Genomic DNA, 23,472 nt, shown 5'->3' with positions numbered 1-23,472 from the left:
TTAGAGAGTAATACCACCTTTTAATTATCTTTATTATGCTCTATAATTGCTTTTGCTACAGCTAGAATAAGGCTGATATCTTTAGCAGAACAAGAATTTAAGATTTTTGCTAAATCTCCTTTTAGATAATCAACAGAAGTATTTAAATTATTTGCTAAAAGGTAGTCTATGGAGACTTCAAGTACATTGCTTATTTTTATTAATGTTTCTAAACTTGGTGTTTTAGAGCCAATTTCTAAATGGCTTATATACACAGTTGAAACTCCAATTATTTCAGCCAACTTTTCTTGTGTAAGTTTTTTTATTTCTCTAGCGTTCTTAATTCGTTTTCCTAACATTTTTTTATTTAAATTCAATACAATCACCCAGTTAAAATATAGCAATTTAAGAAGTAAGTAATAATAAACTAAAAGTAATATATTGTCCTTAAGGTAATAGTAATGTAAAATAAATATGGAAGTATATTCTAATTTTGTGGGAGGATTAAAAATGATATGTGACAAGTGCAAGTCAGAGGTAACCGTAGATAGTTTGTATTGCAGAAATTGTGGAAATACATTAGTTAGCAATGCAAATTCTAACTTTATTAGAAAAAATAATAATACGAGTATAATCGTTGGTGTTTTAGTTATTGTATTAGGAATTATAGCATGTGGTTTATTTTTTATGTCAGCAAGTGATATCACTACATCAGCAAGTGACATGATTACCTTGCGTTCTCAATCTGGAACAAGTGTTGCAGAAGCGTATTATCAAGACATGGGGAAGGTATTTAAAGGGTTTGCTATGTTTTCAAGAGCAATTGGAATCAGCACTTTGTCAATTACAACCTACATGGGTACTAGATTAATAAAAGGAAAATAAGTAAAGGTGGAGTAGTGAGGGAGAAAATGTTCTGTAAACAATGTGGATACGAAATACAAGATGACTCTTTATTCTGCAACAGATGTGGTGCAAACTTAGGGGAGAAAAAAACTTTAACTCATTCAAATAAATTTATATTTTCTAAAAAGATAATAGTTTCACTAATAATTTTAGTTGTTGTCATTCCATTAGGATGTTTTACGTATAATTACGTAATGCATAGACCACCTAATAATGTAAGCAAGGAAGTATATAATGGTTCAATCCAATGGTCTAACTTTTTTGTAGAACACAAAAAAAATAATCTTCAAAAAGTAAGTCAAGATGACATGGATAAATTTGTAGAATTTGTTAAAAAATATAAAAATAAAGCTACAACAGAAGAGCGTGAAATATTAGATAAGATGACTGAGGTAATGTACGCATACGGACTTGAATTTGCTGGATATAGAGATGGAAAAGAGAAGGACTCATTTGATAATAATGTATTAGAGTTAAAGAAACTATTAAATCTTAAATGAATTTATGAAATAATATATTATAGATGTAAAATATTCAAAGCATGGTGTTGAAGCAAAAAAAGGGCATGATGATTGATAGACTAGAAAATTATAATTAGGATTTTTGAATATTATAAAAGTATAAATTATAAAGTAAGCAAACTAGGTGCTGGAAGTTAAAAAAATCATGAGAATTTTATAAGATAATATTTGTATGAAGGGAGTATATGGGTATGTTCTGTAAAAATTGTGGTACACAATTAATCGAGAATGATAACTTTTGTCCAAAATGTGGACAAACTTTGAAAAAAGATAATGAGACGAAAAATAGGATTAATAGAGGTAAAGGATTATATAAAATATTTATTCCAATTATTTTGGTTTTTATTTTAGTACCAATTTCAGTTTTTGTAGTATATCCTAAAATAAAACCTATAATTGAAAATCAAAATAAAAAGGAAATTAGTAATAATGAGATAAAATCTATTTATGACAATGCAAATAAACAAATTGAGCAAACTGGTGCTAGGTTAAGTTTATTTCTTGTGGCATCAAAGATGGGTGGCAAAACACAAACAGTAAGCGAATTAAAATTAGTAGAAACATTTGAGGAAGATAGTGCTAAGCTTGATGAAGTGTACAAACAAATGGACAGCTTCAGAGTGCCATCACAAATCAAAGAACATCATAATTTGATGATAAAATCACTGAAAGATATAAAGTATGATATAAGCAATATAATTGAATTAGGAAAAAATAATAAAAATAAACTTGAGTCAGAGTTTATTATATCAAACTTAAGCCACTTTGATAACTGTGCAAATGCAATAAAAGAATTTAAGGATAAGTATACTAATATTAATACTCAACTTAAATAACATACTCCATAGTTTATAAGTTAAAAATTTATAAATAAGTAGAAAGCACAGTAAAAGTTGTATTTATAGCATTGAAATGTTGGTTACTTCGCATAATCTGTTACATGCTACGACATCTATTGTTATTTTATTTAACCATAATATAATATTATCCTTAAAAGGTATTATATAAAGAGTAAAAGAAGAATAATTATGTACATTTAGGGTACACCCTATTGAGTGCATTGCCAAAAAGAAGAGATTACGATAAAACAGCAGTAAAAACAGGATAAATACGGGAGAAAAGTGTTCATGTTATTTTACACATCCAAAATGAACACTTATAATAAAACCATAGTAAACTTAATGAGGTGTTTATAATGGTTTTTGGATATGTAAGAGTAAGTACAAAAGAGCAGAATGAGAGTAGACAAATAAAAGCCTTAATGGATTATTGTAAGGAGTTAAAACAAGAAAATATATATATTGATAAGCAGAGTGGAAAAAACTTTGAAAGAGAAAGTTATCAAAAATTAAAGAGCATATTAAGAGAAGGAGACACATTAATAATAAAAGAACTTGATAGATTAGGCAGGAACAAAGATATGATTAAGGAGGAATTAGAGTATTTTAAAAATAATAAGATTAGAATTAAGATACTTAATATTCCTACCACATTAATGGATTTGCCTAAAGATAATCAATGGGTGTTTGATATGATTAATAATATACTAGTTGAGGTACTATCAGCTATTGCAGAAGAAGAAAGAAATAAGATAAGAATAAGGCAGGCAGAAGGAATTGCTATAGCCAAAGAACAAGGAAAGTATAGAGGGAGACCCAAAGCAGAATTACCAAAGGACTTTGAGAAGCTATTTAAACAATGGAAAGAAGAAAAAATTAATGCAACACAATTTACAAAGTTACTAGGGTTAAAAAGTAGAACGACACTTTACAAGTATATAGAAAGATATGAAACAGAGTAAGAGTCTTAAATGTAAGGCTCTTTTTTATTTTAATAATGAAAGAGGGGGGATAATTGAAAACAAGAGCAAGGATTTAGTAAAGTTACTGAGATGGGGTACATATACTCGGGTAATGTTTAACAAAAAACAAGTTACTAACATTTTAATTGTTGTAATAAACAATGTATTTTTAGATATCACTAGCATAATTATATATGGGGGGGATAGAAAATGGGAAGCAAAAAAATTGATAGTAACGATATTCAATTTATGAATAACTTATTAAGACCTGAAGGTTTCTATAGTTTTGTGAAGTTAAGTGGCGGAAAAATAAAAAATAGATACTACAAGTTATCTGAAATACTTGGAAGATATATGGATATTTGTAATAGTATAAAAGGTGAATTAGTTTTAGATATTAACAAGTTCTTATATGATTTTGTTTACACATATAAAATTTATGATGACCCAGAAAATTTTATTTTTACAGCATTTTATAGAATATTATGGAATGTTGAAAAAATTAGCGACATAGTTAAAAAATATAATATACAGATAGAAGAGTTTTATATAAGTGATTTACACAGAGTAATGACAGGAAACGTTTTAAGAAATATTAAAAAGGACTATTTGTCTACTGCAGAGAAAAATAACGAACCTATTTGTATTATCAAGTTTGAGCCCTATAATGATTTGAAAAATAGGATTGATTTACCACAAGAGTATAGGGACTTTCTAATCATAGATGGTAACCATAGATTACATGCAAAGTTTATCAAGAATGAAACGAGTAAATTTAGATTTCTAAATAAAAAATCTGAAAAAATTAAAGCATATGTTCTTGATAATAAGTTTCATATGGAATTGATATGTAATGATAGAATTGCTCTAATTTATAAAATAAATGCAAATATAAATTTTTTAAGGGAATACACTATCGGTAGTATTAATCAAATGGAACTTGAAGAGAAGTTGTATGAAATCTAATTTAGAATGATTTAACAACATCTATAGTGAATATGAATAATTTAGGGATGAACATATGAGTTTTTCTAAAAATTCTAATGAATTTTAGAAGTAAAAAATATAGCTTAATGGCTCTTACAGTACCATTTGAGGAAATTAGGTCTAATGTAAATAATTTAAATTTGACACTAATTCAAGGAGCGCTAGATAGCGTTACTTATGTATTGCAAAATTCAGAGTTAAAAGAACCTACGTTATGGAGTGAAAAAAATAGTGAGTATTTTACTAGTAATATAGAGATTGCTTCGGGAAGAGATAATTTCTTAATTTATTTAAAAAAGAAATCTGATTTAGGAAATTACAACTTAAATGATATTATAAAATTAACTGAGTTTGTTAGAAATTATTATGATAGGCTTAAAGTATAAAGAGACAGAGAAGTTGAATTTCTTCTTAGGATTGTTGAAGTAACTTTAAGTGATGATATTAAAGTAAATAATTCATTAGATTTTTATAATAATGAAGTCAGTTTAGCTTGTTCTATTGAAGATTTATTTGCATTAGGTTATAACGATTAAATTGAGAATATCTAATTGACACACTTTTGATAAAGTGTGTTTTTTATTAAATATTTTAAGTTAATTAGTTGTTTTTTTATATTTAAAATGTGTTAAAATATACCAAATATAATTAATATAATTAACTATGATTAACATATATTTGATAATTAGGAAGCAATGTGGTAAAGTAAAAATAAAAGAATATTTTGAAAAAAAGGGTGGGATGCTAATGAAGTATACACAAGCAAAATTAGTTGATGATTCAGGCACTAGCATTATAAACATTGAGGATATGAGAGAAAGCCAAGCAAAAAAATTGGTTGGAAAACTTTTTTGTCCTGGTGATGGGTGTGCAGCACCATTGTATATGGTACATAATCCAAATGATGGAGGAAAGACAATTTTTTTTAGAGCAACTAATGAAGAACACATAGATAATTGTATATACAAAAATGAAAACTCAAGTGGAGGTAGACCAACTGGAACATCAATTAATGGCATTTATACTGAAGGTCAAATAAATGATTATGTTAGAAATCTACATAAGGACTTAAATACACCAATTGAGAAAAAAAAGAGAAAAATTAACGGACCTAGAAAGAAAAAAGAGATTGTAGGTTCAGATGATGAAAAGAAAGTTATTAGAGGAGGAAGGATAGTTTCTGGTTCAGATGCAGAAGGTGTTGGTAATAGAGGGAGAATGAGTAGAAGGTACTCAGTATCAGAAAGTGATATTGGGGCACAGATAGGTGTATATGGTGAAATTTCAACAATAAGTTTAGACAAATATGGACAAGTTCATATGACATTTCAAGATGAAAGATATAGCAATATAGAGATATTGATAGGACAGGTATATAAAAACCTAAATGAACAAGAATTTAATTACCTATATAAGTTAAAAAACTATGTTGAAAATTTAATAATTAGCAAAAAAAGAACTTATTTAGTAGCTGGTGGGTTAGTAACAAAGTATAACAATCAACTAACTGTTGAGTTACAAGCTAGATATAGCTTTAGAATTAATGGGGATACTATACTAGATTTAATTCGAAAAGGAAACTAATATTAATGACAGAATAAAGAAGTAAAAACGCTACAGTATTCAGCCTTTAAAAATTATAAGCTGAAATAATAAGTACAAGCATTGGTGAAAGTTTCATTAATTCGATTGAAGATAATTATTAACTACGATATACACATAATTTACTGTGATATTAAAAGGTGTAGATTATGATAAATATACAACTTTTAATATGTATCTTTATTAATATAAAAATGTTCGTAAGGCTTTGATAATATCTAATCATAAAAAATGCATGAGGATGCTCAAGATGTTTACTATAATGGTAAGAAATGCAAATTAGGTATCAAGTGAAATTACTTATAAGAAAGAGTTCATAGCATTGAAGATTGAAGTTATAATTTGAAGTATTTAAGATATAAAGAATATCATAGGGAATGACAAGTTAGTTTTGGTCGGCTACTTGTCATTATCTTTTTGTAGTTATTATTTCATAGTGTTAACAATGTCAATAAAAATATTAGTTATGTGGATATGAATTGATTTAAATAATAAAACAGTGTAGAATAAAAATAACTGTTAATTCGTTAAGGGTTACGGTTTGGCTGAAAATAAAACACCGTTAGTCAAAATGATGACCAACGGTTTATTGTGTTAACTAAAATAAAAAAGTTTTAGCAATTCATGCTAAAACCTTCTTATGCGTTGAATAATCAACTTTGGCAGGGGCAACAGGACTTGAACCCGTAACCAACGGTTTTGGAGACCGCTACTCTACCAATTGAGCTATACCCCTATATTTAGTTTTGTCTTACCGACAAAATATATATTATCATAAAACATTTGTTTTGACAAGAGAAATTTTAAAAATCCTCTTACTGGCAAGGTTAAGGTAATTGAGGGTTGTTTAGGAATATTATGGGCCTCGTGGGGTAAACTAACACCAGTTATAAAAATATATTGGTGGAGGAGTTCACATTGAGTCTAAAGAAAAAAGTGTTATTTATTATCATACCAGTTCTTATTTACTTTGTGAGTTTAAATAACAGATCAGCTTTTTCTACTCAGGTTTTTAATAGAGCAGGGGATGGTAATAGCAAGGTTTATATTACGGGAGATATTCATGGGCTTTTAGGTATAGAAAGAATTTTAAAGATAAATCACTTAGATGAAGATGATTATTTAATTATTTTAGGAGATTTTGGTCTTTTATGGGATGGAGGTTTGAAAGAAGCTAAGGCCTTAAATAAACTGAACAAAAAGCCTTTTACTACTTTGATAATAGATGGGAATCATGAGAACTTTGATATGCTAAATGCTTTACCTACGGAACAATGGAATGGAGGTAAAGTACATAAAATTAAAGATAAAGTGCTTCATCTTATGAGAGGTGAGGTCTTTACCATAAATAATAAGAAATATTTTACCTTTGGTGGTGGCAAGTCCATTGATAAGGACAGACGGGTAGATAAGGTTAGTTGGTGGAAGGAAGAGATTCCATCCACAGAAGAAATGAACAATGGACTAAAGAACTTAGAAAAATGTGATTATATTGTGGATTACATATTGACTCATACTACGGATGTGGATAATTTATATGCCATTGGAGATGCTTTAGGGTTTACTCCTAGTGAAGATAAATTAAATACTTTTTTATCTGAGGTAAAAAGCAAAACTAGTTATAATAAATGGTATTTTGGTCATTTTCATTTAGATTGGAAGATTAATAATAAAGATAGAGTAGTGTTTGAAGAGATATTAGAAATAGGAACCTAATAATAAGAGTTAGTAAGAAATTACAAGATTAGGTTTTAAATAGACATAGAATAAAATAAAAATAGGTTAGAAAGTTACTTAAACTTTCTAACCTATTTTTTAATATATTTAATGGTGTAATTATCCACAGAATTATTGTTTTGTTAGACTATTTTTCATTCATTAGGTTTAACTTATCAAATATCATGAAGGCTGAGTTTAAAGCTATTGCTACTAAAGTTGCAAGCCCCATTCCACCAACTTCAATTACTCCAAAGTGAAGCTTTATTCCACTTAGGCCTATGATAAGAATTACAGAGGTTAACATAAGATTTCTTGATTTAGAGTAGTCCACTTTTTCCTCTATAAAGGTTCTAAGACCTGAAGTTGCGATTGTTCCGAAGAGTAGAAGAGATATTCCACCTATTACAGGGGTTGGGATAGTTCTAATTAGTGAAGCTAAAGTTCCTGAGAAACCTAGAACTATTGATAGTAGTCCTGCACCACAAATTACATATACACTATAAACCTTTGTTATGGCCATAACACCAACATTTTCACCATAAGTAGTGGTTGGTACTGAACCTAGTAATCCTGAAATCATGGTGGATAATCCATCCCCAAGTAAGGATCTATGAAGACCAGGATCTGAGGTTAAATCTTTTCCAACTACGCTACTAGTAACTGCAAGATGTCCTATATGCTCTGCAATAACTACGAAAGTTGCTGGGAAGATGGTTAATATTGCAGTTAGGTCAAATTTTGCAAAAGCCATGGTTGGAGCTGCTATTAGACTTGCTTCTTTTACTGAAGTGAAGTCTATTAATCCCATGAAGTAAGCTGAGACATATCCAACTACAACTGCTATTAAAATTGGTATTATCTTAAGAAATCCTTTGAAAACTACTGAACCTAAAACTAATGTTCCAAGTGTTATCATTGAAACTATTACCCAAGTCATATTAAGCTCAGGTGAGTTTGAAAGTCCTACTGGAAAGCCAGCCATATCTGCTGCAACTGGTGCAAGCTCAAGACCTATTATTGTAACAATGGCTCCCATAGCTGCTGGTGGGAAAAGTTTCTTTATCCAACCTATGCCTGTAAAACCTACAGTTATAGCTACAGCGGAAAAAACTAAACCTGAAACTACGAAACCACCTTGTATGTGTTGGAAGCTATAGCCTTGCTGTTGAAGTAATAGTACCGGTGCTATAAACGCAAAGCTTGAACCAAGGAATGCAGGTATCTTTCCTTTTGTGATTACTGCATAAAGTAAGGTTCCAATACCATTAAAGAATAATACCGTTGCAGGGTCTATATTAAATAGAATTGGTACAAGTACAGAGGCACCGAACATTGCAAACAAGTGTTGTAAACTTAGTGGTATTGCTTTCTTTAGAGGCACCTTGTCTTGAACGTCAATAACTGAGTTTTCCTCTATTAATTCATTTTTTGTTGATAAACTATTTTCCATTTTAAATCCCCCTTAAAAATATTATTTGGGGGAGCGCTAGCTCCCTTTTTAGCCTCGCAGGACTAAATTAAAAGTAACCTATTAAATCATAAGACTTAAAGAAATAAAAAAGACTTCTTACCAAGGTAAGAAGTCTAATATAGCACCCACTAAGGGTAATAATTCACTATATTTTTCTCCTTACAGTCTCTCTGAATCTGATTAAAGGTTTAAATACATATTAACATAAGTTACATAACACTACAATAGTAATTTTTAAATTTAATTAAGGGTATAAAATCCAATTTAAATGAAAGAAGAAAGTTAGAAACTTGCAAATAATCTTGAAATTAAGCATAACAATTAACAATTATGAATATTATGTAACAACAATTAATTTTTAGGGGGATTTTATATAATGTTTGCCGAATTCGTAAGCAAAGCCGCTACATTTCTTTGGGGGTATCCCTTAATTATTCTTTTATTTGGGACTCATTTATTCTTAACTTTTAGACTAAGATTTATGCAAAAATACATTGGGAAAGCAATTAAGCTTTCTGTGACGAAGGACGACTTTGCTGAGGGAGATGTAAGTCAATTTAGTGCTCTTTGTACAGCACTTGCAGCAACTATAGGAACAGGTAATATTGTAGGAGTTGCTACAGCAGTATCCCTAGGGGGACCAGGAGCAGTGCTTTGGACTTGGCTTACAGGGGTTTTTGGAATTGCAACAAAGTATTCAGAAGCGCTATTATCAGTAAAATATAGAGTTAAAACTGAAGATGGTACCATGGCAGGAGGACCAATGTATGTAATGGAAAAAGCTATGGGTAAAAAGTGGCTAGCTGTTTTATTTGCAACCTTTACAAGTATAGCAGCTTTCGGAATAGGCTGTGCAGTTCAGGCAAATTCTATTTCCACTATGCTACAAAGCACTTTTAGCATTCCAACTTGGGTATCAGGAGCTGTGATAGCAATTCTTACTGCAGTAGTTGTAATAGGTGGAATTAAAAGTATAGCAAGAGTATGTGATATTCTTGTACCATTTATGGCTTTATTTTATGTTTTAGGTTGCTTAATTATATTAGGATTAACCTTTAGTTCCATACCTTCAAGCATAGCATTAATCTTCAAGAGTGCTTTCTCAGCTAAGGCTGTAGGTGGTGGAGCTGCTGGTGCTGGAATTATGATGGCTATGAGATATGGTATTGCAAGAGGTTTGTTTTCAAATGAATCAGGACTTGGTAGTGCTCCAATAGTTGCAGCAGCAGCACAAACAAGAAATCCAGTTAAGCAAGCCCTTGTATCTTCCACAGGAACTTTCTGGGATACAGTAGTAGTTTGTGCCATGACTGGTCTTGTACTTGTAAATACAGGAGTTTGGAATCAAGGGTTAAATGGTGGAGAGCTAACAAAAGCAGCTTTTGCAATAATACCAGTGGTAGGACCAATAGTATTAACAGTAGGACTTTTAACCTTTGTATTTTCTACTATACTTGGATGGTCCTATTATGCTGAAAAGGCTATAGAGTATTTATTCGGTAAAAAAGCTATAATCCCATATAGAGTTGTGTATGTAATTATGGTATTTGTAGGGAGTGTATTTAGTTTAGACTTGGTATGGAATCTATCAGACTTAGCAAATGGATTGATGGCAATTCCAAACCTTATATGCTTACTTGCATTAAGTGGAGTTATAGTTAATGAAACTAAAAAATATTTATGGGATGATAACCTTGAGGAAATAGATAAGGAACTTAATTAAAATTGAATCTAAAGATATGGGTGCTTCTAGAGGGAGCACCTTTTCATTTTTTTATAAGTAATGAAGGTTTAGTTTTAGGTTATACGAAACTACTTTAAGGCCATTAAAAGTTTAAGGACTGAATAACATAGGTCTTAGTTAAGAAATTTTATGGAATTTTGGGGGATTATAACACAAACATACATATTTAAAAACGTTAACAAAATATTAAGAATATTATAAAGAAAAGAGAAAATAATTAAAAAGAAGTTGTGTATTTTTTAACAAAATATTCATAAATATAAGGGGCAATATTTTTAATTCTCATAGATTTATTTACTAAAAAGAATAAGATTATTGAGGAAAATTACAAACTAGTTTAATTAGTTTAGTAATCACTCAAATAATTTAATAAATTCTTTAGTAGAGCCATAAATTGAAATAATTTTATGCTGAATTATGGGAAAAAACATGAATTGAAAGGGAAAAGTAGAATCAATTAATCGGTGTCGAAATATGGCGAAAAATAATATTGAGAGAATTTTCACAATTGTTAAATATGTTTAAAAATTTGATATAATATGTTTACAATTAATAATAAGGGGGAAGTAATTATGTTTGCTGAATCTATTAGTAAAGCTGCATCATTTATTTGGGGTTATCCATTAATTATTCTTTTATTTGGAACGCATTTATTTTTAACCTTTAGGCTAAGATTCATTCAAAGATATATAGGAAAGGCTATAAAGCTTTCTATAACAAAGGATGACTTTGCTGAGGGTGATGTAAGTCAGTTTAGTGCTCTTTGTACAGCTCTTGCAGCCACCATAGGAACAGGTAATATAGTAGGTGTTGCAACAGCAATATCTTTAGGTGGGCCAGGTGCGGTGCTTTGGACTTGGCTTACAGGGGTATTTGGTATTTCTACAAAGTATGCGGAAGCACTTTTATCAGTTAAATATAGAGTTAAGACAGAGGATGGAACCATGGCTGGCGGACCTATGTATGTTATGGAAAGAGCCATGGGTAAGAAATGGTTAGGTATTTTATTTGCAACCTTTACAAGTTTAGCTGCTTTAGGGATTGGTTCAGCTGTACAAGCTAACTCCATATCTACAATGTTAGCTAGCACTTTCAGCATACCAACTTGGATATCAGGGATAGTAATGGCTATTCTTACTGCTGTAGTTGTAATCGGAGGTATTAAGAGTATAGCAAGAGTTTGTGATATTCTTGTACCATTTATGGCATTATTTTATGTAGCTGGATGTTTAATCATATTAGGATTAACTTTTAGTTCTATACCAGCTAGTTTAGCTTTAATAGTTAAGAGTGCATTTTCAGCTAAGGCTGTAGGTGGTGGACTTGCTGGTGCTGGTATTATGGCAGCTATGAGATATGGTATTGCAAGAGGCTTGTTCTCTAACGAATCAGGTCTTGGTAGTGCACCAATTGTTGCAGCAGCAGCTCAAAGTAGAAACCCTGTAAAGCAAGCCTTAGTGTCTGCTACTGGGACCTTCTGGGATACAGTGGTGGTTTGTGCAATGACTGGTCTTGTACTTGTTAATACAGGAGTTTGGAATCAAGGCCTTGCAGGGGGAGAACTTACAAAGGCTGCCTTTGCAATGATACCTGTTGTGGGACCAATAGTATTAACAATTGGACTTTTAACCTTCGTGTTCTCAACTATACTTGGATGGTCATATTATGCTGAAAAGGCAGTAGAGTATTTATTTGGCAAGAAAGCTATAGCTCCATATAGAGTATTGTATGTAGGAATGGTATTTGTAGGAAGTGTATTTAGTTTAGATTTAATATGGAATATGTCAGATTTAGCAAATGGACTAATGGCAATTCCAAACCTTATTTCTCTAATTGCATTAAGTGGTGTTATAGTTAGTGAAACTAAAAAATACCTATGGGATGACAATCTAGAAGCAATTGATTACGAGCTTAATCCAGAGGCAAAAGAAAAAAATGCTAAAAACAAGAATACAAATAAAAATTTAAATGCAAATATGTAAGATCATTTTTATTATTAAATCGACCCTTATTTAGTAAGCTTATTGTTTCAAATAAGTATGCTTTAAATGTAAAAGGAGCCAAGGCTAAGCTTGAGGCTCCTTTTTTATGCTTTTATATTTTGATTTGTTTTTTTCAGAGGGGTCAATATAGTCATAATCTCCTTGAGGAGTTTTCTTAAGTCCTAAGCTGGCCATTTGTTTTCTAGTTACCGCATGTTTATTACCCATATTAACAACTCCCTTCTAATTTAGAATGAACATTAATTAAATTTTCATACCAAGAATTAAATGGATAGAGATATAATGTTAAAAATTACTACTAATATACCTTAAGGAAGTTAGCACATAATAACTAGGTATTAAATGCTTATAAGGAGGACTTTATGTGTAAGGAAGCTAAAATATTACTTTTCATGAGTGCATTATTTACCTTTGCAGCAGGATTATCGGGAATTTTTGTAAACATATTTTTCTGGAAGCAAACCAATAGTTTTATTGTAATAGTAATTTATAATATGATACATTACATCACCACTCCTATTACTTTTATGGTTGGTGGAATAATTGCAAAAAAGAAAAATGGTATATGGTCTCTAAGATTAGGATTGATTTTATATGCTATTTTTTATAGTTTAATATTAATTTTAGGAAACAGAGGTGGAATATACATTTATATACTAGGAATGGTATATGGCTTTGCAGTTGGCTTTTATTGGTTAGCCTTCAATACTTTAAGCTTTGACTTTACTTGTGTTACCAATAGAGATACCTTTAATGGGTTTAATGGCAGCTGTGCAGGTGTAGCAGCGGCTATTGCACCAATTACTTCTGGATATATAATAACTAGATTTATTGGAAATAAGGGCTATAGTATAGTTTTTACAATTACTCTATCAATTTTTATAGTTTTGCTAATTATCAGCTTGTTCCTAAAGTGCAACAATTACGGAAGTAAAGTAAACTTTAAAAAAATTTTTTCGAAAAATTGCAGTGATTGGAGTATTATTAGAAAGTCTACTACCCTATGGGGGTTTAGAGATGTGATAATTGGGTTCTTAGTAAATATTTTAATAATAGAAACCACAGGTAGTGAATTATCCCTAGGAAAATTAACCTTTATTGGAGCATTAGCATCTTCAGGAGCTTATGTGTTAGTTCAAAAGATTATAAAACCACCTAGAAGACGATTAGCTATATATGTTGGAACTATAGGATCCTTTTTAGCTGTGACTACAATAGTATATAAGGTGAGTTATGCAACCCTACTTATATTTATGGTAGTGGATTCTTTCCTTTTACCGTTTTTCCTAATACAGTTGTCTTCATCAAGTTTTAATGTGATAAATAAAATTCACGAAGAAGATTTAAGAATAGAATACATGATTAATAAGGATATAGTATTAAATGGAGGTAGAATTATTAGCTCCATAATATTGCTTTTAGTTCTTTCTCTATTTAAAGGAGCTTTTGTCATAAGAGGATACTTACTGTTAATAGGAGCAATCCCTATATTATCAGGATACTTCTTAAGAAAATTAAGTAAGGTATTAGATGGAGAGGAGCTTCCAAAGTGTAAAGTAAAAAGTTAATAAAATAAGTTAAAAAAAGAATAAGCCTGTAAGCACAAATGCTTACAGGCTTATTCTTTATTAGTGTTTAAAAAAATTATTAGTATATGCGTTGCTCCCTTATATAAGTTAAGAGAAGCTTTTAATAGGCTATGAATATAATTATCCATAGCCTATTAAGTTTATTGAAGATTACATATTAAATTAGTCGTTTTGCATTAAGTCTATAGCACCTAATACAACATGAGCTAATCCAAAACCAAGTAGGGCAGTTTCAGCCATAGGTACAAGGGTATTTTTATTCATTTTCATAGATCTCATATCTTTTGCTCTTAGAGCAGCAGCACCGGCAGTAACGACTGTTCCAACAACTGTAGGAATTACTCCATCTTTTATTCTCATTGAAATCACCTCTTTAATTTTATTGTGATTATAGTATTATCTTCGAAAGAAATTTTTATTGAAAATTTTATTTCCACAATTACCATTTAATATCTTCGATTACAAAAGTATGGAGATTAGCTTTGAATTTTATGGAAAATAATGTATAATATTACTAAATTTATAAGTTGTAGGAGGGGTTATGAAAAAGATAATTTGGACTATAGGATTTGTAATTATTTCAGCTTTTTTATTTGGATGTAGTGCAAGGGTAGTGAATGGACAAGCAACACAAAATCTCACCATATCAGCTGCTGCAAGCTTAAAGGAGCCTATGGAAGAGTTAAAGTTAATTTTTGAAAAAGAAAATAGAGCTAATATAACTTTTAATTTTGGAGGTTCTGGAACTTTGCAAAAGCAAATAGAACAAGGAGCTCCGGTAGACATATTTATATCTGCAGGAGAACAGCAGTTTAAGGCTCTTGAGGATAAGGAAAGAATTCAGGAAAATAGCAAAGTAGAGCTTTTAGAAAATCAACTAGTTTTTATAGTAAATAATGAATATAAAGCTAATATAAATTCAATAGAAAGCATTAAGAATATTGATGGAAAGATAAGTTTAGGAGAAGTAAATTCTGTACCTGTAGGTCAGTATGGGGAAAAAGCATTAAATTATTACAATATTTTAGATGATTTTAAAGGAAATATAGTTTATGCAAAAGATGTTAAACAGGTATTAAGTTATGTTGAAAGTGGGGAAGTAGTTGGAGGGATAGTATATAAATCAGATGCTTTAAATCTAAGGAAATCCTCTATTGTTACTGTATTTAAAGAAGAGACTTGTGGCAAAATTACCTATCCAGCAGGAATTATTGAAAGTTCAAATAATAAGGAATTAGGGAAAAGTTTTATGGAATTTCTAAAGTCCAGTGAGGCTATAGAAATATTTGAAAAGTATGGATTTAAAGTACCAAGGGAATAACTTATACAGTTTATAAGGTTTACTCTTGTCATTGTAAAGCAAAAGGAAAGCTAGTAATTTTCAGTGGAAGAAAGAAGGGGGAAGTTATGATACTAAGTCCAATAATAATTTCTTTAAAGGTAGCTTTAACTTCAACCTTTATTGTTTTAATATTGGGTGTTATTTTAGCTAGAATATTTAGTTTTAAGAATTTTAAAGGAAAGTCAATCTGTGAGACTATAATTTTAATGCCTATGAGCCTTCCTCCAACTGTAGTAGGCTATGGGTTACTACTTATTTTAGGCAAGAGAGGGTTTATAGGTAAAATTATTGATAATATATTTGGAACAACACTAATTTTTACTTGGGAAGCTGCGGCTATAGGGGCAGTTATTGTAGCCTTGCCTCTAATGTATCAGAATGTGAAGGCAGCTTTTTTGAAAGTTGATAAAAGTTATATAGATAGCGCTAAAAACTTAGGAGCCAGTGATAGAGTAATTTTTTTTAGAATAATATTGCCTCTTTCCTTACAGGGTATTGTTAGTGGAACTATATTAACTTTTACTAGAGCTTTAGGGGAGTTTGGAGCTACTTTGATGGTAGCTGGAAATATTCCTGGAAAAACTCAAACCATACCAATTGCTATTTATTTTGCGGTAGAAGGAGGAAACAACAAAGTAGCAAATATTCTCATGGCTATAGTTGTGGTATTCAGCTTTATTGTAGTTTTTTTATTAAATAAACAGATGAGTGTAAAAGTTAAAAAATCCTGTAAATATAAAATTGAATAATCCATTCAATATGGTATTATTATATAATATAGGAATTTGATATATAGGAAAGGGAAGTTAAGATTTAACTTCTATATAAACCTATGTTGATTCACTTAAGGAGCTTTGAAGGTGAAGGAAACAAAGGTACACCTTATGAGCCTATAAGTGTTATAAATATTAGAACTTAAATCAATATTTAAGTTATGGAGGAGTATATGGAGCACTATGACTTAGTGATAATTGGAGCAGGTCCTAGCGGACTTATTGCTGCTATTGAAGCCAAAAAAAATGGAGTTGAAAAAATCTTAATTTTAGATAGAGAGTCTGAACCAGGTGGTGCTTTAAGCAACTGCATACACAGTGGTTTTTATTTAGATAATATGAGAGAAAACTTAACTACTAGCGAGTTAATACAAAGATTAATAGATATGGTATTAGACTTAAACATTGTAATGAAGAATGACACTACGGTATTAAATCTAAATAAAAATAAAACTCTTGTAGCAGTGAATAGCTATGATGGAGTCCTTGAAGTTAAAGTAAAATCTATTATACTGGCAACTGGATGTCGAGAAAAACCTATGGGGTATAAAAATATTTTAGGTCATAGAAGTGCAGGAATAACAACAGCTGTAGCTGTGTTAAAGTATATAAATAAAAAAGGTGTTATGCCAGGAAGAGAATATTTAATATTAGGATCTGGGGATACAGCAATTTTAGCAGCTAGAAGCTTAGTGCTAGAAGGTGCAAAGGTTAAGGGCATAATAGAAAGTAGTTCAAGGGTTCATGCTGTAAGAGAGGAATCCAAACAATACTTAATAGACTTTGATATTCCCGTATTATTTAAGCATAGAGTGGTAGAAGTATTTGGAGAAGGACGAGTTGAGGGTGTAAAGGTTGTAGAAGTTGATAAGCATAGAAATTTTTTAGAGGGTACTGAGCAATACATAACCTGTGACACCTTAGTTTTATCAATAAATCTTTATCCTGAAGTTATATTAGGAATTAAGGTAGGAATGAAAGTTCATGATGAAAATAGCGAATTAGTGATTAATGAGGAAATGGAAACTTCTTTAGAAGGATTCTTTGCTTGTGGAACAGTGATAAAAGGATATGATGTAATAGAAAATGTAATTCAACAGGGGAAAGTTGCTGGTAAGTCCGCAGCAAGGTATATAAGGGATAATAATGATGAAAATCATGGATAATAAGAAGCAAATAATTCAGTATTGTAGAGAATTAGGGCTAACAACAGTAGGCTTTACTAGGTGCAGAGTATTTCAGGAGTTAGAATCTAGTTTTCTTCAAAGGGAACATAGTGGTGTTATAAATGAATTTGAGGAGCAGGAAATAGAAAAAAGAATCAATCCATTTCTTTTAATGGAGGAAGGGAAAACTATTATTTCTATAGCCTTCCCTTATAAGTATGATTTAGATAATAACACTGAAGGTGGCTTTTCAAAGTATACTTATGGACTTGATTATCACAAAGTAGTTAGAAGTTATCTAGATAAAATTTGCAAGTTTATTGAAGGTTTAGATGGGAAAGCTATAGGTTTTGTAGATAGCAACCCACTACCGGAAAGATATATTGCTTACTTGAGTGGAGTTGGCTTCATAGGTAAAAATAACAATTTAATTACTGTAGATTATGGGTCTTATGTTTTTTTAGCTGAGATAATAACTAGTTTAGAGTTAGAAGAGGATAAACCACTAGAAAATAAGTGTGGACAGTGCAACCTGTGCATAAGAGCCTGTCCAACCAAAGCTATCACAGAAAAGGAACACGGTGGGAATTGTAATTTATGCCTATCCTATATCACCCAAAAAAAGCACATAGAAGAGCAGTGGTTTGATAAATTAAAGGGGAGGATTTTTGGCTGTGATACATGTCAAATGGTATGCCCATATAATAGTGAGGCTTTAAACTCAACCATAGAGGAGTTTGCTCCTAGGGATTATATGAAGAAGGCAGAGGTTAGAGATTTAATTTTTTTAAACAATACTGATTTCAAGGAAAAGTATGGGAAACACTCCTGCGGATGGAGAGGAAAAAATATATTAATTAGAAATGCACTTATAAGTTACTATAATAAGCATAAAGAAGATAAGGATCATATTGAAAAAAATATAAATTCTCCCTATATCAAGGAGTATTATGATAAACTTTTTAAATAATAAGTAAGTCGTTAAAGCAGATAAATGTTAGTTAATTATTGGAGAGGGGATTTTTTATGGATAAAGTACTATTACTAAAGCTAATGAGCAAATTACCAGACAATATATCAAGTAAACTAATACATAGATATGTAAAAAGCAGTATTAAAAAATATGCAAATATAAAAATAAATGGATATGAAAAAGTAAGAGATCTAGAAGGTCCAATTATATTTATTTGCAATCATTTAAGCAACTCTGATGGAATTATATTAAATGAAGTATTGAAAGAGAAGGACCCTGTGTTTATAGCAGGAGTAAAGCTTACTGCCAATGAGTTTACTAGAAATGGTTTTAAGTTTGTTAAAACTATTCAAATAAAACCTAACAGTGCAGACAAGGAAGCAATTTCTAAGATAATAGAGGTGCTCAAGGCTGGAAAGAACATTATGATGTTTCCAGAAGGCACTAGAAGTAGAACTGGGGCAATGATTGAAGGAAAAAAAGGACTTTTACTTATTGCTAAGATGTCAAAGGCAACTATAGTGCCTATAGGAATGTGTGGTACAGAAAAATTTCTCCCAATTAATGATGAAGATATGGCAGAAGAAAACTTTAACTACGCAGACATAACTATAAATTTTGGAGAACCTATGACAGTGCCTAAGAAATTAGAGGATGAAGACAAAAACCAATATAGTGATAGAGCTATGACAGAAATTATGTGTGGCATAGCAAAAATGCTACCCGAGAAGTACAGGGGAGTTTACTCCGAATTTATTGAAATGTAAAAATATAGCTTAGTATTAAAATTACTTCAAAAGGCTTACTTATAGTTAACAAAGATATACTATAAGTGGGCCTTTTTTATTTTATAGGAATTTCAACTTTTTTTGCCTAAAAAAAGTGCCTGAAATGTCTTGTAATTGCAGGGTTTCAGAATGTATGTAAGAAGGTGTAAGTAGCCGCTAGCATTTAAGAGGGCGTGTGGAAACACTCATTTGTTCTTTTATAAACTTGGCTATAGAAAGAAGAAGATAAAATAGCATCATATATAATTGAGATAAGTAAGCATTACGTAATGAAATAAAGTAGGCAAACAGGTTTTTATTCTTGTTTTGGAAAAGTTATTTAAAAACTAAAGCTTTTAAAGGTAAGGAAATTTTTGATTTGTAAAATTTACATTAATAATGTTGTTAAAATACAAAATCTTCTTTCAAATTATATTCAATATAGGTATAATAAAATATTAGTAAAAAGGAAATAAATAAAGATAATAGTGTATTTATTTCAAAGAAAAAATTAAGAAGGCTTAACATAGGGTGAATTCTCATAGTATTCTTAAAAAGAAAATATTTTTTCAATATTAAAGAGGATTTTTACAAAATGTGCAGAATATTTACTATTGTGTAAAGAATTACACAATAAGTTTTCTTAAATTTTAAATTATTTTAAAAATAAACATATAAATTATTAAAAATTTTGGAGGTACTAACAATGGGAAGTAAATCATTAGAAAAATACCTTAAAGTAAATCTAGAAGACCTTAAAAGTAAAGGGCTTTATAATGAAATTAATGTAATTACAGGTGCAAACGGTCCTAAAATTAATATTGGAGGAAAAACTCTTATAAACCTTTCTTCTAATAACTATTTAGGATTAGCAAACCATCCAAGAATGGTAGAAGCTTCTGTAAAAGCTACTGAAAAATATGGTGCAGGAGCAGGTGCTGTTAGAACAATCAATGGAACTTTAGACATCCACATTGAATTAGAGAAAAAGTTAGCTGCATTTAAACATACAGAAGCTGCTATAGCTTTCCAATCAGGTTTTAACTGTAACATGGCTGCAATTTCAGCTGTTATGGGCAAAAAAGATGCAATACTTTCAGATGCACTAAACCATGCTTCAATAATAGATGGATGTAGATTATCAGGTGCTAAAATCATAAGAGTTGAGCATTCAGATATGGAAGATTTAAGAGCTAAGGCTAAAGAAGCTAAGGAGTCAGGTTTATATGAAAAAGTAATGGTAATCACTGATGGGGTTTTCTCTATGGATGGAGACATTGCGAAGCTTCCAGAAATAGTAGAGATTGCTGAAGAGTTTGACTTAATCACCTATGTTGATGATGCCCACGGTTCAGGTGTACTTGGAAAAGGTGCTGGAACAGTTCATCACTTCGGATTATCAGACAAAATAGATTTCCAAATTGGAACATTATCTAAAGCTATTGGTGTAGTTGGTGGATACGTAGCTGGTACACAAGATTTAATTGACTGGTTAAAAGTTAGAGGTAGACCATTCCTATTCTCAACATCTTTAACTCCAGGAGCAGCAGGAGCTTGTATCGAAGCTATAAATATATTAACTGAAAGCACTGAGCTTCATGATAAACTTTGGGAAAATGGAAACTACTTAAAGAAGGGCTTAAAGGAATTAGGCTTTGATATAGGAGATAGCGAAACTCCAATAACTCCTTGTATTATTGGAGAGGCTGCAAAAGCTCAAGAATTCAGTAAGAGATTATATGAAGAGGGAGTTTATGCGAAAGCTATAGTATTCCCAACAGTACCAATGGGAACAGCAAGAGTTAGAAATATGCCATCAGCAGCTCACACTAAAGAAATGTTAGATGATGCTATTGCTATTTACAAAAAAGTTGGTCAAGAAATGGGAATAATAAAATAAGTTTAAGATAATATAAAAAGACTTATTTAATCTAAATATAAAAGTATATAGTTAAAAATCACAAAAACTCTTATTATTAATAGTTTTTAACGGAGGATAATAATATGAAAAAAATATTAGTTACAGGTTGTTTAGGACAAATCGGTACAGAGTTAGTTACTAAATTAAGAGAAGTTTACGGTGTTGATAACGTTGTAGCTTCTGATATTAGAAAACCAGAAGGTAACCCAATCGTTGAGGGTGGAGTATTTGAAATACTTGATGTTACTGATGCAAAAGCTTTCTTAGAAGTAGCTAGAAAGCACAATGTAGATACAATAATTCACCTTGCAGCACTTTTATCTGCTGTTGCAGAAGCAAAACCACAACTTGCTTGGGATATTAACATGGGAGGACTTGTTAATGCTTTAGAAGCAGCAAGAGAGTTAAACTGTAAGTTCTTTACTCCAAGTTCAATAGGTGCTTTTGGACCAGATACTCCAAAAAACAATACTCCACAAGATACAATTCAAAGACCAAAAACTATGTATGGAGTAACAAAGGTTTCTGGAGAATTATTATGTGATTACTACTACACTAAATTTGGTGTAGACACAAGAGGCGTAAGATTCCCAGGACTTATATCTTATGTAGCACCTCCAGGAGGTGGAACTACTGACTATGCAGTAGATATTTACTACGAAGCATTAAAGAATGGTAAATATACTTCTTACATTGATAAAGGAACATACATGGATATGATGTATATGCCAGATGCTATCCAAGCAATTATTGACTTAATGGAAGCTGATCCAAGCAAATTAAAACATAGAAATGCATTCAACATCACTGCTATGAGCTTTGAGCCAGAGCAAATTGCTGCTGAAATTAAAAAGCATATTCCAGAGTTTGAAATTAGCTACAACCCAGATCCAGTAAGACAAGGAATTGCAAATACTTGGCCAGATTCAATAGATCCAACTGCTGCAAAAGAAGAGTGGGGCTTTAAAGCTGAGTATGATTTAGCTAAAATGACAGCTGATATGCTTGAAAAGTTAAGAGCAAAGGGAATATAATAGTTTTAAATTAAAGAAGAGCAGATTTTATCTGCTCTTCTTTTAATTTTTTGTTTTAACTAAAGTTAAGAAATTTTATCTATGGTTAAAGATTCTATAACAAAGCTATCACAATACAAAACAAAGAATATAGTAATTTAAAATAAACTAAAGATTACTTAGAATTAAATAAATATAGCATTAATATACTTAAGTATAAATTATTAGTTAGGAGGAGTAAGCTTTGGAATATTTATTAATATGTATTTTTTTTGTATTTGTTAGTGCTGTAATTGTGATAAATATTATAAAGATGAGGGAAAGGAATATGGAAAAGGACTATAAACACCATTGTCATATTCCACCCACAGCAATGAAAGTAAAATACTTAAAGGGCATACCAGAAATTGATAAAGAGATAGAAAGAAGATATGCACACATAATTAAAAGTGCTTATACTCAATTTGATGAAGGAAAATATAAGGATTATGTAGAGAACTTGGAGAGAAAAAATTCAGAGGAAACAGAAGAAGCCATAGATAAAATTAAAAATAAAATCAATGATTTTAGGTTCACTAAAAACTTAGATAGTGTAGATAATAATATGCTAATTTATATATTTGAAAAGGTTGGGATAATAGATTTTTATTTCTGGATTGCTGAAGACAAGTTTTATTTAGCAGATAAACACCATCAAGGTATAGGGTGTTTTAACTTTGAGCTAGAACAAATTACTTGTTTTTGTAAAAAGGAAGATTTAGAGAAAGAGGATTTAATAGCTTCTAATATGAAGGCTGAAGGAACTGGGCTGGAGGATAATACTTTAACCTTTAATAAAAGCACCTTACCACAACATATTAAAGTGGATGGACTGACAACCATATTAGAACTAGTTATAGATAACAGTCCTTACTGTGGATTTTTCACAAAAGAAGCTTATGAAGTACTGGTTAACCAAATACCCCAAAAACAGTTAACTTTCATAAAAAGTAAAAATGTAAATGAAAACTTCTCTGAAGCCATAGCAGAAAGTACAGAAATAAAGCACGATGAGGAAGAATTTACTAGAAAAGTTTCTATATTAGAGGAATTAATGAGAGATCATATATTGACAAAGGATGAGTATGAGGAAAAAAAGAAAATACTATTAGAAAAAGTCAAGAAATGAAGAGGGAAAAATGGGGTTTGTTAATAA

The 23,472-nt window shown here is 30.7% G+C and carries 23 protein-coding genes and 1 tRNA gene; 19 read left to right on the top strand and 5 right to left on the bottom strand.

Features of this window, described 5'->3' with window-relative positions; all coding sequences use genetic code 11:
• Positions 1–20: 20 nt before the first annotated feature.
• A complete protein-coding gene (locus C661_RS0101215; protein ID WP_050551806.1) occupies positions 21–338 on the bottom strand; it encodes a helix-turn-helix domain-containing protein in 318 nt (105 codons plus the stop codon).
• A gap of 151 nt (positions 339–489) precedes the next feature.
• On the opposite strand from C661_RS0101215, the gene C661_RS0101210 reads away from it, so the two are divergent.
• The 7 genes from C661_RS0101210 (at position 490) to C661_RS0101175 (ending at position 5,778) form a co-directional block, all read left to right on the top strand.
• The gene (locus tag C661_RS0101210) at positions 490–864 is read left to right on the top strand and encodes a hypothetical protein (protein ID WP_017413473.1); all 375 of its coding nucleotides are present in this window, start codon (positions 490–492) and stop codon (positions 862–864) included.
• A 26-nt stretch (positions 865–890) separates the two neighbouring features.
• Positions 891–1,385, top strand: coding sequence for a zinc-ribbon domain-containing protein (locus C661_RS0101205; RefSeq protein WP_157785666.1), 495 nt, complete (start codon positions 891–893; stop codon positions 1,383–1,385).
• A 212-nt stretch (positions 1,386–1,597) separates the two neighbouring features.
• On the top strand, positions 1,598–2,242 hold the full coding sequence (locus C661_RS0101200) for a zinc ribbon domain-containing protein (RefSeq protein WP_017413471.1): 645 nt from the start codon (positions 1,598–1,600) through the stop codon (positions 2,240–2,242).
• A gap of 359 nt (positions 2,243–2,601) precedes the next feature.
• Positions 2,602–3,207 carry a recombinase family protein gene (locus C661_RS0101195; protein WP_017413470.1) on the top strand — a complete coding sequence of 202 codons (606 nt, stop codon included), beginning with the start codon at positions 2,602–2,604 and terminating at the stop codon, positions 3,205–3,207.
• 210 nt (positions 3,208–3,417) lie between these two features.
• Positions 3,418–4,173: a hypothetical protein gene (locus C661_RS0101185; RefSeq protein WP_017413468.1), complete on the top strand. Its 756-nt coding sequence runs from the start codon at positions 3,418–3,420 to the stop codon at positions 4,171–4,173.
• A gap of 77 nt (positions 4,174–4,250) precedes the next feature.
• On the top strand, positions 4,251–4,580 hold the full coding sequence (locus C661_RS0101180) for a hypothetical protein (protein WP_017413467.1): 330 nt from the start codon (positions 4,251–4,253) through the stop codon (positions 4,578–4,580).
• A gap of 361 nt (positions 4,581–4,941) precedes the next feature.
• Positions 4,942–5,778: a hypothetical protein gene (locus tag C661_RS0101175; protein ID WP_017413466.1), complete on the top strand. Its 837-nt coding sequence runs from the start codon at positions 4,942–4,944 to the stop codon at positions 5,776–5,778.
• Positions 5,779–6,456: 678 nt separating this feature from the next.
• Here the strand turns inward: C661_RS0101175 and C661_RS0101170 are convergent.
• Positions 6,457–6,532: transfer RNA gene (locus C661_RS0101170), tRNA-Trp, on the bottom strand.
• Positions 6,533–6,714: 182 nt separating this feature from the next.
• Here C661_RS0101170 and C661_RS0101165 point away from each other — a divergent pair.
• Entirely contained in the window at positions 6,715–7,512 is a 798-nt protein-coding gene (locus tag C661_RS0101165; protein WP_017413465.1) for a metallophosphoesterase, read from the top strand.
• Positions 7,513–7,660: 148 nt separating this feature from the next.
• On the opposite strand, the gene uraA is transcribed toward C661_RS0101165, so the two are convergent.
• Positions 7,661–8,965, bottom strand: a complete 1,305-nt coding sequence (gene uraA / locus C661_RS0101160) for a uracil permease (protein WP_017413464.1) — start codon at positions 8,963–8,965, stop codon at positions 7,661–7,663.
• A 397-nt stretch (positions 8,966–9,362) separates the two neighbouring features.
• Here uraA and C661_RS0101155 point away from each other — a divergent pair, with 397 nt between their 5' ends.
• Positions 9,363–10,709, top strand: a complete 1,347-nt coding sequence (locus tag C661_RS0101155; protein WP_017413463.1) for an alanine/glycine:cation symporter family protein — start codon at positions 9,363–9,365, stop codon at positions 10,707–10,709.
• A gap of 593 nt (positions 10,710–11,302) precedes the next feature.
• The gene (locus tag C661_RS0101150) at positions 11,303–12,712 is read left to right on the top strand and encodes an alanine/glycine:cation symporter family protein (RefSeq protein ID WP_017413462.1); all 1,410 of its coding nucleotides are present in this window, start codon (positions 11,303–11,305) and stop codon (positions 12,710–12,712) included.
• An 84-nt stretch (positions 12,713–12,796) separates the two neighbouring features.
• Here C661_RS0101150 and C661_RS23860 read toward each other — a convergent pair whose 3' ends face one another.
• A complete protein-coding gene (locus tag C661_RS23860; RefSeq protein ID WP_017413461.1) occupies positions 12,797–12,940 on the bottom strand; it encodes a hypothetical protein in 144 nt (47 codons plus the stop codon).
• Positions 12,941–13,095: 155 nt separating this feature from the next.
• Here C661_RS23860 and C661_RS0101140 point away from each other — a divergent pair, with 155 nt between their 5' ends.
• Entirely contained in the window at positions 13,096–14,301 is a 1,206-nt protein-coding gene (locus C661_RS0101140) for an MFS transporter (RefSeq protein ID WP_017413460.1), read from the top strand.
• A 183-nt stretch (positions 14,302–14,484) separates the two neighbouring features.
• On the opposite strand, the gene C661_RS0101135 is transcribed toward C661_RS0101140, so the two are convergent.
• On the bottom strand, positions 14,485–14,682 hold the full coding sequence (locus tag C661_RS0101135; protein WP_017413459.1) for a hypothetical protein: 198 nt from the start codon (positions 14,680–14,682) through the stop codon (positions 14,485–14,487).
• 181 nt (positions 14,683–14,863) lie between these two features.
• On the opposite strand from C661_RS0101135, the gene modA reads away from it, so the two are divergent.
• From modA to C661_RS0101095, 8 genes are all read left to right on the top strand, one after another.
• On the top strand, positions 14,864–15,643 hold the full coding sequence (gene modA / locus C661_RS0101130; RefSeq protein WP_017413458.1) for a molybdate ABC transporter substrate-binding protein: 780 nt from the start codon (positions 14,864–14,866) through the stop codon (positions 15,641–15,643).
• An 86-nt stretch (positions 15,644–15,729) separates the two neighbouring features.
• The gene (modB, locus tag C661_RS0101125; protein WP_017413457.1) at positions 15,730–16,413 is read left to right on the top strand and encodes a molybdate ABC transporter permease subunit; all 684 of its coding nucleotides are present in this window, start codon (positions 15,730–15,732) and stop codon (positions 16,411–16,413) included.
• A 197-nt stretch (positions 16,414–16,610) separates the two neighbouring features.
• On the top strand, positions 16,611–17,603 hold the full coding sequence (locus C661_RS21020; protein WP_017413456.1) for an NAD(P)/FAD-dependent oxidoreductase: 993 nt from the start codon (positions 16,611–16,613) through the stop codon (positions 17,601–17,603).
• On the top strand, positions 17,596–18,573 hold the full coding sequence (gene queG, locus C661_RS0101115) for a tRNA epoxyqueuosine(34) reductase QueG (protein ID WP_026050889.1): 978 nt from the start codon (positions 17,596–17,598) through the stop codon (positions 18,571–18,573). The genes C661_RS21020 and queG overlap by 8 nt, the downstream gene beginning before the upstream one ends.
• Before the next feature lie 56 nt (positions 18,574–18,629).
• The gene (locus C661_RS0101110; RefSeq protein ID WP_017413454.1) at positions 18,630–19,343 is read left to right on the top strand and encodes a lysophospholipid acyltransferase family protein; all 714 of its coding nucleotides are present in this window, start codon (positions 18,630–18,632) and stop codon (positions 19,341–19,343) included.
• 706 nt (positions 19,344–20,049) lie between these two features.
• Complete coding sequence (locus C661_RS0101105) at positions 20,050–21,243, top strand: glycine C-acetyltransferase (RefSeq protein ID WP_017413453.1); 1,194 nt, start codon at positions 20,050–20,052, stop codon at positions 21,241–21,243.
• A gap of 104 nt (positions 21,244–21,347) precedes the next feature.
• Positions 21,348–22,298, top strand: a complete 951-nt coding sequence (locus C661_RS0101100; RefSeq protein ID WP_017413452.1) for an L-threonine 3-dehydrogenase — start codon at positions 21,348–21,350, stop codon at positions 22,296–22,298.
• Between the two features lie 223 nt (positions 22,299–22,521).
• Positions 22,522–23,445 carry a hypothetical protein gene (locus C661_RS0101095; RefSeq protein WP_017413451.1) on the top strand — a complete coding sequence of 308 codons (924 nt, stop codon included), beginning with the start codon at positions 22,522–22,524 and terminating at the stop codon, positions 23,443–23,445.
• The last annotated feature ends 27 nt before the right edge of the window (positions 23,446–23,472 follow it).

This window comes from Clostridium tunisiense TJ, from assembly GCF_000300195.1.
Lineage (GTDB): Bacteria > Bacillota > Clostridia > Clostridiales > Clostridiaceae > Clostridium_J > Clostridium_J tunisiense.
Note: the sequence above shows the minus strand (reverse complement) of the source record. Positions and strands in the feature narration are given on the sequence as shown.